Origin of the sequence: Terribacillus saccharophilus (genome assembly GCF_046592895.1) — a bacterium.
Classification (GTDB): domain Bacteria; phylum Bacillota; class Bacilli; order Bacillales; family Amphibacillaceae; genus Terribacillus; species Terribacillus saccharophilus_D.
The window spans coordinates 910238-922504 of the sequence record NZ_JAWVPU010000002.1 but is presented as its reverse complement, the minus strand read 5'-3'; the positions used below and the strand labels follow the sequence as shown (position 1 = coordinate 922504).

10 protein-coding genes and 1 riboswitch are annotated in these 12267 nt (G+C 46.8%); all 10 genes read left to right on the top strand.

The window, feature by feature from the left end:
- Positions 1-16 precede the first annotated feature (16 nt).
- The gene (gene mraY / locus SFC66_RS10420; RefSeq protein ID WP_411218617.1) at positions 17-997 is read left to right on the top strand and encodes a phospho-N-acetylmuramoyl-pentapeptide-transferase; all 981 of its coding nucleotides are present in this window, start codon (positions 17-19) and stop codon (positions 995-997) included.
- Positions 997-2349 carry a UDP-N-acetylmuramoyl-L-alanine--D-glutamate ligase gene (murD, locus tag SFC66_RS10415; protein ID WP_411218616.1) on the top strand — a complete coding sequence of 451 codons (1353 nt, stop codon included), beginning with the start codon at positions 997-999 and terminating at the stop codon, positions 2347-2349. The genes mraY and murD overlap by 1 nt, the downstream gene beginning before the upstream one ends.
- 29 nt (positions 2350-2378) lie before the next feature.
- Positions 2379-3524, top strand: a complete 1146-nt coding sequence (gene spoVE, locus SFC66_RS10410; RefSeq protein ID WP_411218615.1) for a stage V sporulation protein E — start codon at positions 2379-2381, stop codon at positions 3522-3524.
- 114 nt (positions 3525-3638) lie between these two features.
- Positions 3639-3745, top strand: a riboswitch (SAM riboswitch).
- A gap of 90 nt (positions 3746-3835) precedes the next feature.
- Positions 3836-4387, top strand: a complete 552-nt coding sequence (gene ssuE, locus SFC66_RS10405) for an NADPH-dependent FMN reductase (protein ID WP_411218614.1) — start codon at positions 3836-3838, stop codon at positions 4385-4387.
- A 12-nt stretch (positions 4388-4399) separates the two neighbouring features.
- The gene (locus SFC66_RS10400; RefSeq protein WP_411218613.1) at positions 4400-5674 is read left to right on the top strand and encodes an MFS transporter; all 1275 of its coding nucleotides are present in this window, start codon (positions 4400-4402) and stop codon (positions 5672-5674) included.
- An 18-nt stretch (positions 5675-5692) separates the two neighbouring features.
- Positions 5693-7099 carry an LLM class flavin-dependent oxidoreductase gene (locus tag SFC66_RS10395; RefSeq protein WP_411218612.1) on the top strand — a complete coding sequence of 469 codons (1407 nt, stop codon included), beginning with the start codon at positions 5693-5695 and terminating at the stop codon, positions 7097-7099.
- The gene (locus SFC66_RS10390; protein ID WP_411218611.1) at positions 7089-8279 is read left to right on the top strand and encodes an acyl-CoA dehydrogenase family protein; all 1191 of its coding nucleotides are present in this window, start codon (positions 7089-7091) and stop codon (positions 8277-8279) included. The genes SFC66_RS10395 and SFC66_RS10390 overlap by 11 nt, the downstream gene beginning before the upstream one ends.
- A 411-nt stretch (positions 8280-8690) precedes the next feature.
- Positions 8691-9464, top strand: coding sequence for a cell division protein FtsQ/DivIB (locus tag SFC66_RS10385; RefSeq protein WP_411218610.1), 774 nt, complete (start codon positions 8691-8693; stop codon positions 9462-9464).
- 242 nt (positions 9465-9706) lie between these two features.
- A complete protein-coding gene (gene ftsA / locus SFC66_RS10380; protein WP_411218609.1) occupies positions 9707-10999 on the top strand; it encodes a cell division protein FtsA in 1293 nt (430 codons plus the stop codon).
- Between the two features lie 51 nt (positions 11000-11050).
- Positions 11051-12217: a cell division protein FtsZ gene (gene ftsZ, locus SFC66_RS10375; RefSeq protein WP_411218608.1), complete on the top strand. Its 1167-nt coding sequence runs from the start codon at positions 11051-11053 to the stop codon at positions 12215-12217.
- Positions 12218-12267 lie beyond the last annotated feature (50 nt).

Sequence of the window (12267 nt, the reverse complement as noted above, 5' to 3'; positions counted from 1 at the left end):
AAGGAGGAAAACATCAATGAACGTGGCACTTTTACTTGTGACAATTGCGGTAGCATTCATCGTCACCGTCCTTATTTCTCCAATAATCATACCATTTCTTCGCAGGTTGAAATTCGGTCAGAGTATTCGTGAGGAAGGACCTAAATCCCATATGAAAAAGTCGGGTACACCGACGATGGGCGGCGTGATGATCATGATCAGCATTGTCGTATCAACATGGATCATGCATGCAATTGCAAATATAGAAATGAGCCTGGAAACGTGGCTGCTGTTATTCGTATTGGTCGGATACGGCTTACTCGGTTTCCTGGATGATTACATCAAAGTAGCAATGAAACGGAACCTTGGACTTACATCCAAACAAAAGATGATCGGGCAGATCGTCATCGCCATCATCTTTTATGCACTGCTTCGGATGAATGATTTCGGTACGTACATACAAATTCCGGGAACATCGATTCAATGGGACCTTGGCTGGGGCTATTTCTTCTTGATCTTAGTCATGTTGGTCGGTGCATCCAATGCCGTCAATTTGACAGATGGTCTGGACGGGTTGCTTGCGGGTACGGCGGCAATTGCATTCGGAGCTTTTGCTGTAGTGGCGTATTATGATGTGCAGCAAACACAGATCACAGTATTTGCTTTGGCTGTAGTCGGAGCTTTGCTTGGATTCCTTGTATTCAATGCTCATCCAGCCAAAGTGTTCATGGGAGATACCGGATCATTGGGACTTGGCGGAGCAATCGCTGCTGTTGCCATCCTGACGAAAATGGAGATTCTGCTCATCGTCATCGGTGGTGTTTTCGTCATCGAAACACTATCGGTCATGATTCAGGTCATCTCGTTCAAGACAACAGGAAAACGAGTATTCAAAATGAGTCCGCTGCACCACCATTATGAGTTGTCCGGATGGTCGGAATGGCGTGTTGTGACGACATTCTGGGTGGTAGGACTATTATTTGCTGTCATCGGTGTGTACATGAAGGTGGGATTATGATGACTGATTTCGAAACTAAATTCCCATACCAGCACGCGCTTGTACTCGGATTGGCCAAAAGCGGGTTTGCAGCTGCGAGTACACTGCTTGCTCATGGCCGCAGCGTCCGGGTCAGTGATATGAATACTTCCAACCAAGAAGAACTAGTGCAGATATTGGAACAAAAAGGCGCCCAAGTGGAACTTGGTCCGCAGGAAGTGGAACTCTTGGATGGTATTGATGTGTTGATCAAGAATCCAGGAATCCGTTATGAAAACGTGATTGTCCAAACAGCTATGGAAAGAAATATCCCAGTGCTGACAGAAGTGGAGTTGGCAGGTTTGCTCCATAAGGGCACACTGATCGGTATCACTGGATCAAACGGAAAAACGACGACAACGACGCTTGCGTATGAGATGCTCAAAGAAAGCAAAGTGAGCACATTCGTGGCAGGTAATATCGGTACGGCAGCTTCAGAGGTGGCTAACCGGACAACGGAAGATGACAGGTTGGTTTTGGAGCTTTCATCCTTCCAGCTCCAAGGCATCGATCAGTTCCGACCGCATATCAGCGTCATGCTGAACATTTTTGAAGCACATTTGGATTATCACCATTCTTTGGAAAATTATGAGCAGGCGAAAGCAAATATCTTCCGCAATCAGGATGAACACGATTATCTTGTATATAATGCAGAAGATGAACGGCTGCGTGAAATTGTCAAAGCTGCCAAAGCAACGCTTGTTCCATTCTCTGGTGCACAGAAGCTTGAAAATGGAGCATGGTACGATGAAACACATGTCTATTTCAAAGATGAACCGGTAGCTGCCGTGAAGGATATTCTTCTAGTGGGCGGTCACCAGCTTGAAAACATCCTCGCTGCCATTGCGGCGGCTAAGCTTGCCGGCGCGACGAACGAAGGCATCCAGCAAGTCCTGAAGACATTTTCCGGTGTTGAACACCGTCTGCAGTATATTAAGCATCTCAATGGCCGGGCATTTTATAATGACTCCAAGGCTACCAATATCCTGGCAACATCCAAAGCGCTGTCATCATTCGATCAGCCTGTCATCCTTTTGGCTGGAGGTTTGGATCGCGGCAATACATTCGAGACACTGGTGCCTTTCATGGAACATGTGAAAGCATTGATCGTTTTCGGTGAAACAGCTGAAAAGTTGCGGGAAACTGCTTATATGGCTGGCATCGAGCTTATCGAGCATGCCAAGGATGTGAAAGAGGCAGCGGAAGTTGCTTATCGGATTTCCGAAAGCGGAGATGTGATCTTGCTGTCACCAGCATGTGCAAGTTGGGATCAGTATCGGACATTTGAAGAAAGAGGAGACATGTTTGTTGAAGCGGTGCATAGATTAGAGTAGGGGCTTGTCCTGCTCAGCCGCTTCGCTGCATGCGGACCCCCAATTCCAAGTCAAGGAAATGGGGTTTTTCTTTGCGTAAATCTAACATTCCAAAAACGGACTGGCTGTTGCTATTTTCCATCGGGAGCTTGCTTACGATCGGTGTCATCATGGTGTACAGCGCTTCTGCCGTATGGGCGGAATATAAATTTGATGATAGCTTCTTTTTTGCCAAAAGACAGCTTCTGTTCGCCGGGGTGGGGTTGGTGAGCATGCTGGTCATATCCAGACTGCATTACGAAATATGGAGGAAATACGCGAAGGTCATTCTTCTGATTTGCTTCATATTGCTCATCGCTGTCCTGATACCCGGAGTCGGTTTGGTGCGCGGAGGTGCCCGGAGTTGGATCGGTGTAGGGGCATTCAGCATTCAGCCTTCCGAATTTACGAAGCTTGGCTTGATCGTTTATTTGGCGGTGTATTTATCGGCAAAGCAAAAATATATAACTTCCTTGAAGGAAGGCTTCCTGCCATCACTCTTACTCGTCTTTACCGCGTTCGGTATGATCATGCTCCAGCCGGATCTTGGTACAGGTGTGGTGCTTGTGCTGACTTGTATGGTGATGATCCTTGTAAGTGGTGCAAGGATTGCCCACTTTGTCGGGCTTGGCGTTTTAGGTATTGCTGCCTTTGCGGCATTGATTTTGTCGGCACCATACCGTATTCAGCGCATCACTGCCTTCCTCGATCCGTGGGAAGATCCGTTGGGGGAAGGATTTCAAATCATTCAGTCCTTGTACGCAATCGGTCCTGGAGGGCTGATGGGCCTTGGTCTTGGAAACAGTCTGCAGAAATTTTTCTATTTACCGGAGCCGCAGACAGACTTCATCTTTGCCATATTGGCAGAGGAACTAGGCTTCATTGGCGGTGCGGGCGTGATGCTGCTTTTCCTGCTCTTTTTATGGCGGGGCATCCAAGTAGCACTGCGGGCGCCGGATGGTTTCAGCAGTCTGCTGGCATTGGGTATCACGGGCATGATTGCCATTCAATGCATGATAAATATCAGTGTCGTGATAGGTTTGATTCCGGTAACTGGCATCACGCTGCCTTTTTTGAGCTATGGTGGTTCGTCATTGACGCTTACGCTCAGCTCGGTGGGTATTTTGCTGAACGTGAGCAGATATAGTAGACTTTGAGGAATATCATTCCGAGTAAACAGGTATGAATAAAGTACTATATTTTAAATTTTCGTACAATTCGCATTGACTTATCCGGGTGATGCACGTTATATTATAAACAATTTCATACAGTTCTTATCAAGAGAAGCCGAGGGACTGGCCCGATGAAGCTTCAGCAACCTCTGACATTGTCAGAAAGGTGCTAAATCCAGCAAGATTAAAATCTTGGAAGATAAGAGTGCGGGCAATGTAATCAAGCTCTCTTTTCTTCGGAAAAGAGAGTTTTTTTGTTTCGTCACTCTACTACATTGTAAAGGGGAAATGACAAATTGGCAGACATCATCATTTTATCGGGAAGTCCATCCAAACGATCAAGATCGCAGCTGACAGCTGACTACGCTGGAAAATTGGCTGCAAAGCAAGGCTTTACGGTGAAGGAAATCAGTGTCACCGATTTTGCTCCGGAGGATTTGCTTTATGCGAGATTCGATAGTCCAGAAATTGCGGCAGCTGCTCAGTCAATCAACGAGGCCAAAGGATTGATCGTTGCTTCTCCTGTATACAAAGCAGCTTATACCGGTGTATTGAAAGCTTTACTCGATTTACTGCCGCAGCATGCGTTCAGGAATACCCCGGTGCTGCCGATCATGACGGGCGGAAGCCCAGCGCATTTGCTTGCACTCGATTATGCATTGAAGCCGCTGATTGCCAATCTGAAAGGAGAGCCCTTGCAAGGCGTATATTTATGTGATCATCAAATCAATAAGGGAAATACCGAACAGCCGTTCACGGATGAAGATATGGTCAGAAGAATCCATAAGCAGACAAACCAGCTTATCGAGTCGATACGACGAATTCATGCAGCCAGTGCAGTGGAGTGAGGGAGGAAAGTGATGAAAGCGATGAAAGCAAAAAGAACGTTGTTCGGCATCCCGATTCAGGTCATTGGTGGGTTACTGGCAATCTTATTATTTATGACTGGAGATGGCATTGAACAGGCTTTTCTATCTAAATACGTTGTCGATATAGGATTCACTGCCAATCAATCAGCCATCATGTTCAGTGCTTACGGTATCGTACTGACAGTTGCTTCCTGGCTTGCGGGGGTGCTCGGGGAAGTTATCGGACCTCGTAAGACGATGCTGATCGGGCTGCTGACATGGGTCATTTTTGAAATTGGATTTCTTTATCTGGGTCTTTATCTGGAGAGTTTCTCCATGATGGTGCTCATGTACGGCCTGCGTGGCTTTGGATACCCGCTTTTTGCTTTCGCTTTTATTGTCTGGATTGCTTATCGCACGGAAAAACAGAAGCTTGCAACGGCAATGGGGTGGTTCTTCTTCATGTTTGCAGGCGGTATCGGTTTTCTTGGCTCGTATTACCCAAGTATCCTGCTACCATTCATCGGCGAGATGGCAACGCTTTGGAGCTCACTGATTTGGATAATAGCAGGAGGGATTCTTGGTGTTGCGTTAGTGGATGACAAAGATCGCCACGGAATCAGGATCCAAGAACAGAATACAGGTAACAAGTGGGCCGAAGCGCTAAAAGGTATCACGATTCTATGGGAAAACCCACGCGTTGCTGCTGGCGGCCTGCTTCGGACGATAAACACAGCAGGATGGTATGGATTTGTGATTGTGATGCCGGGCTTTTTTACAAGTTTATTGGATATCTCAACAAGTCAGTGGCTGCAGCTTTGGGCCGTGCAGTCAGTCAGCAATATGGCCGCTGGAGTGCTCTTTGGCATGTTGGGCGATAAGATCGGCTGGGTCAAAGTAGTGCGCTGGTTTGGCTGTGTCGGTGCGGCAGGCTGTTCTTTGCTGTACTACTACATACCGATAGCATTCGGAGCCAACATCCCACTGCTCCTCTTGAATAGTATTCTCTTCGGTGCAGCTATTGCTGCTTTTGTTCCGCTGTCAGCCATATTGCCGACACTTGCCCCTAATAATCGCGGCGCGGCAATCTCAGTGCTCAATCTGGGCGCAGGAGCAAGTCAGTTCCTGGGACCGGTGCTTGCTGGTGTGCTGAACAACTATGCCGGAATCATTGGAGTGGTTTGGGGGTTTGCCATTCTCTATACTATCAGTTTCCTGCTTACGCCATTTCTTGCTCCTGCCTCGGCAGCGCAAGTGCATGTGACCAAAAAGCTCGCTGTCAAATAATCAAAGGGGGAATTCCGCATGACAAACAAACGGATTTACTTGAATGCATTTGATATGAATTGTGTTGGGCACCAATCACCAGGGTTATGGACGCATCCTGACGATCAGGCACATCGTTATAAAGATTTGGAGTACTGGACTGAATTAGCTCAAATATTGGAGCGCGGACAGTTTGATGCATTATTTTTAGCCGACGTACTCGGGACATATGATGTGTATCAGGATTCGAGGGAAGGAGCAGTCCGGCAGGCTGCCCAGGTACCGGTGAATGATCCGCTTCTTGTCGTGCCGGCAATGGCTCAAGTCACCAAGCACCTTGGTTTCGGCGTCACAGCCTCTGTCACGTATGAGCATCCTTACAGCTTTGCGCGTCGCGTATCGACACTGGATCATTTGACGAAAGGCCGTGTCGGCTGGAATATCGTCACCTCCTATTTAGAGAGTGCAGCAAAAAATCTCGGCTTGGATACGCAAATCAAGCATGATGAGCGCTATAGTATCGCCGAGGAATATTTGGAAGTATGCTATAAACTTTGGGAAGGCAGTTGGGAAGATGATGCGGTGATTCGTGATACGGAACAAAAAATATACACGGATCCAGAAAAGGTACATGATATCCATCATGAAGGAACGTATTTCAGCGTTCCAGGGGCACATCTTTCCGAACCATCCCCGCAGCGTACGCCGGTCCTTTTCCAAGCGGGATCATCGTCAAGAGGCAGAGCATTCGCTGCCAAGCATGCAGAGTGTGTCTTCATCAGTACACCGACGGTAGCTGTGACAAAAAGCTATGTAACAAAACTGCGGGAGGAGACGAAAAAACAAGGTCGTGATCCTGATGAGATAAAGGTGATGAGTCTTTTTACGCCGATTGTAGCTGAAACAGAGGAAGCGGCACAGGAAAAATTGGCTGAATACCGCTCTCATGCAAGCTATGAAGGTGGTCTGGTGCTTTTAGGCGGCTGGACTGGAATTGACTTCTCTGAATACGACCCCGATGAAGAACTTCGTTTTGTTGAAAATGAAGCAATTCATTCAGCGATTGAGACGTTCACTAGAGTAGATCCGAATAAAAAATGGACGGTCCGTGAAGTGGCTGAATTTGTAGGTATCGGCGGAATTGGTCCCGTAGTGGCCGGAACGCCGGAACAAGTAGCCGATGCCATGGAAGATTGGGTGGAACAGACTGGAGTGGATGGATTCAACATAGCATACGCCGTGACGCCAGGAACATTTAAAGATCTTGCTGATCATGTGGTGCCGATTCTAAAGCAGCGCGGCAGAATCCGGTGCAATTATGAGGGAACTACATTGCGCGGGAATCTGAGCGGGGGAGACAGACTGCCAGATCATCATCCAGGCCGACAAATCGGAAAAACGGTTCAACTGAGCGAAAAGCAAGTGGTGAGACATCATGTTGAATGAATCTATGACAAAACTAGACACCATCACTTCACTGATCGATGAAGCTGTCAGCCAAACCATTGCGCCATCAGCAGATCGGCTTGACCGGGAAAAAGTTTTTCCGGAAGCCAATCTGCAAGCGCTGGCAGCAAAAGGTTTGAACGGTATTTTATTGCCTGAGCATTTAGGTGGGCTGCATGCAGGTTACAAAGCATTTTCAATTGTGGCAGAAAAAATTGCAGCACATTGTCCTTCCACAGGCCTAGTGTATACCATGCATGTGGAAGCAACTGATGTTATTCGCCGATTTGGAACAAAAGCACAGCATGATAAATGGCTGAAACCTGTACAAGGGGGTAAATTCGGCACAACATCCACAAGCGAAAGGACGTCGGGAGGAAGATACTGGATCAATACAAGCCGAGCAACACGTACAGCGGACGGTTATGAATTGAATCTGGAAAAATCTTTTACGACCAGCAGCGGATTTGCCGATTTCTACATCATCCAAACTGGTTCGCCACATGCCGACAGAACGGATGATTTGAGTTATTTTATCGTAGAAGGAACAGATCCGGGTCTTCGTTTTGGAAGCTGGGATGCACTAGGTGTAAGGGGAAACCATAGTTCATCACTCACTCTGTGTAATGTGCAGGTATCAAAAGAAAATCTGTTAGGGAGTGAAGGTGATGGCCGGGAGATAGTGGAGACAAGTATCGCTTATTTGCTTGGTCTCGGATCTGTCTGGACAGGGCTTGCCGGCGGTATCATCGATACAGTCACCGACTATGCAAAGCGGAATCACCATCATGATGTGGGGAAAAGCCTTGGTGACTATCAAGTCATCCGAAGCCTGCTTGCCAAAGCCGTGATTCTCCATAAAAGTCTGGTTGCTTGGCTGAATCAGCTGCGTGACGATATTGATCATCAGCTGCAAAACGGACCAGACAGACTCCGTTCGACCACTCAGCAAGACTTGCTGTCATTTAAAATATATGCTTCAGACACTGTGAATGAGATTGCTCAACTAGCCATGGACATCACAGGTGGCTATGGTTATAAAATTGGGAAACTGGAAAGGTTTTACCGTGATAGCAGAGCGGGTATAGTAATGGGGCCTTCCAACAATCTTGCTCGTGAAATCCTGTCAAAGCAGCTTATTGGTATTTCAGAAGACTTGTGGACAGAAACCTCTCGATAAGAGGTTTTTTTTCTGTATTCCCATCCAGTTCACCATCTGGAATGGGTTTTGTGGAATGAAAATACATAATCAAGAAGCAACAGTGGTAATTTTTACTACCAGAAAAAACATAGACAGACCGCCAAAACAGAGCACGTAAAAACGAATGTCATGGTAGAATAGGGGAGAAGATAGAAAACAAGCTTAACCGAAGCAGATCCTGCGAAAAGAATCATCAATGGAAGTTTTCATTTCTTGGTCATGGAAGAAGGAGATTGACTGCTTCTTATGTAATTAGGTAGGAAGACCTTTTTACACGGTAAATTATTTACAATTTGCTGGTTGCTGACTCCTTCCATATTATGAATGTGTTATAATTTTATAATTACAATACAAGCAGTTATCAACTGTACAGCATAGGAAGAAGAGGAAATGAGCGAAAAAAAGAAAATCGTTTCTATTGAGGACCGTATTCCGAAATTAAAACAAGCGAGGAAGAAGAAGGCAAACAGACGTCTGATATTCTACTTGTCTATCTTTTTCGTCTTGATCTCGATCATCGTTTACTTGCAATCGCCGCTGAGCAACATCAACCGCCTGGAAGTGGAAGGGAATGACTTCCTTCCGGAGGAAACTATCATTCAAAGCAGCGGATTGACGACGTCGGATAATATGTGGCGCATTGATAAAGATGATATCATCAAACGGATAAAGGGCAATGAAGAAGTTGAAAAAGTGTCGATCAGCCGGGGATTCCCTGCCACTGTCACAATCAATGTGACGGAGCTTGGCAGAGTAGGTTACCTGCAGCTGGATGGAAGTTTCCGGGCGCTTTTGGCAAACGGAAGCATATCGGAAAAAAGATGGGATAAGCCAAAATCCGATGCTCCAATGCTCTATGGTTTTTCAGACGATAAATATCTCGATGAAATGGCCGAGGAGCTGGATCAGCTGCCCGCGTCCATAACCGGGCTCATATCCGAGATCCATTACAAGCCGACAGAAGACAATCAATTTCTCATTCAATTATTCATGAACGATGGCAGGGAAGTGCAAGGAACGATCCGTACATTCGCTACCAATATGGAGGCTTATCCAAGCATCGCGGCTCAGCTCGATCCAGAAGTCGATGGTGTGCTTCATATGGGTGTGGGTACTTATTTCGAACCATCCCAGAAGAAAAAGGAAGATGAGAAGACGGAGTAGGGCCGATGAACAGAAATTCAGTGTATTTTTGTCGGTTTATGTAGAATAAACTGGCTATATGCGGTATAGTCGAATCAAATAAGTGTATATTGCGCTAATTTCTGTTAAAATACTGCTTTTTCGTCAAATTTCCTAATGGAATTTGTTATAATTATGCGTGTCTGTAGACGAATACTTAAATTAAATATGAAAATGCAAAAAAATGCTGGGCGACATGTCTCTAGGATTAGGAGGTGCCTTACGTGAACAACAGTGAAATTTTAGTCAGCTTAGATGTAGGAACATCAAAAATTAAAGTGATTATCGGGGAAGTTTTTCCAGACTCCCTTAATATAATCGGTGTCGGTACGGCAAAATCAAATGGTTTGAAAAAAGGCGCCATCGTCGATATTGATCAGACAGTCCAATCGATACGGAGTGCTGTCGAGCAAGCCGAGCGAATGGTCGGCATGCAAATCGAACGTGTAGTCGTCGGAGTGAATGGAAATCAAGTGCAGCTTCAGTCCTGTCATGGTGTGGTTGCTGTTTCGAGTGAAACCAAGGAAATAGACGACGAAGACGTTGCGCGTGTGATCGATGCGGCACAAGTAGTGTCCATCCCGCCTGAAAGGGAGATTGTCGATGTCATTCCGAAGCAATTCATCGTGGATGGCCTGGATGGTATCAATGATCCGCGCGGCATGATCGGTGTGCGCTTGGAAATGGAAGGGACCATCATCACTTGTTCCCGGACAGTCTTACATAATCTATTGAAATGCGTCGAGAGAGCCAACTTAGAAGTAATGGATATATGTCTGCAGCCACTTGCTGCGGGGGCTGTCGCCCTTTCTGAAGATGAGAGGAATCTTGGAGTTGGCTTGATTGACATCGGTGGTGGCAATACCACTGTTTCCGTGTTTGGCAATGGCGAGCTGATGGCTACAAGTGTCGTACCGCTCGGCGGTGACAACATCACCAAGGACATATCCATCGGCATGAAGACTTCTTCGGAAGAAGCTGAAGTGATCAAGCTTGGATATGGACATGCCTTTTATGATGATGCGAGAGAAGAAGAAACATTCGAGGCATCGATCATCGGCAGCAACAAGAAACAGACTTTCTCCCAGCTTGATGTCGCGGATATCGCAGAAGCGCGCGTTGAAGAAATCTTTGCGTATGCAGACAGTGAAATCAAGCGCATGGGCTTCCCGGAACTTCCCGGCGGCTACGTCCTCACTGGTGGAACATCCATGATGCCTGGAATGCTCGAGCTTGCTCAGGATTGTTTCCAAGCGAATGTGAGACTTGCAATCCCGGATTATCTTGGCGTAAGGGAACCGCAGTTCACCAGTGCCGTTGGAATCTTGCAATTTGCCTATCGGAATGCGAGAATACAAGGGAAGGAAATCTTCACAGCAGTATCGGATGGAGATTTCGACGAGCCGGAAAGAAGACCGGCCAAACCTGCTAAAACTACTAAATCAGATAAGAAAAAAGGCGAAGAAAAAAAGAAAGAATCAGGTATCGCCAACCTGTTCAAGTACTTTTTCGATTAAGACAGACACGTCATCTAAAGGTGGACGGTTTGTAAATAGGAGGACGTTAGAATGTTAGAGTTTGACACAAATATGGAAACATTAGCTACGATAAAAGTCATCGGCGTCGGCGGCGGCGGAAGCAACGCTGTCAACCGTATGATCGAACATGGCGTCCAGGGCGTGGAATTCATCGCGGTGAATACTGATTCACAAGCATTGAATCTTTCAAAAGCGGATGTCAAAATGCAGATCGGTGCAAAATTGACTCGCGGTCTTGGTGCTGGTGCCAATCCAGAAGTGGGCCGCAAAGCAGCTGAGGAAAGCAAAGAACAGATCCAGGAAGCCCTGCAAGGTGCTGATATGGTATTCGTTACAGCTGGTATGGGAGGCGGTACCGGAACAGGTGCTGCCCCGGTCATCGCCCAGATAGCCAAAGAGCTTGGTGCACTGACAGTCGGTATCGTGACTCGTCCATTCTCCTTTGAAGGACGCAAACGTCAGACACAGGCACTTGCTGGTACAGAAGCATTAAAAGGCAGTGTTGACACACTGATCGTCATTCCGAATGACCGATTGCTGGAGATCGTCGATAAAAATACACCGATGCTTGAAGCATTCCGTGAAGCGGACAATGTTCTCCGCCAAGGTGTACAAGGCATTTCTGAATTGATCGCCGTTCCTGGTTTGATCAACGTCGACTTTGCTGACGTCAAGACAATCATGGCCGATAAAGGGTCCGCGCTTATGGGTATCGGTATCGCAACGGGTGAAAACCGTGCCACGGAAGCTGCGAAGAAAGCGATCAGTTCTCCATTGCTGGAGACTTCCATCGATGGCGCACATGGCGTCTTGATGAATATCTCTGGTGGTATGAACTTAAGCCTGTATGAAGTGCAGGAAGCAGCTGATATCGTAACGAGCGCAGCTGATCAGGAAGTGAACGTGATCTTCGGTTCCGTCATCAATGAAGATTTGAAAGATGAAATTGTTGTCACTGTCATTGCGACAGGTTTCGATGAGGCCCAAATTCAGCAAGCGATGAATGCACCCCGTCCGAAAGCACGTCCGGCAGAGAAGGAAACGCGTGAATCACAGCAGCCGGCAACATCCGAAAGAAGAAGAGAGCGGGAAGAACTTCGCCGTGAGGCACCGTCTCAGCAGCAGCCACAGCGTAAGCAGGAAGAGGATACATTGGATATCCCGACATTCCTTCGCAACCGCAACCGCAGAAAATAATCAAGAAAGGATGGTATCCTATGATGCCATCCTTTTTTTTATGCCCAAAA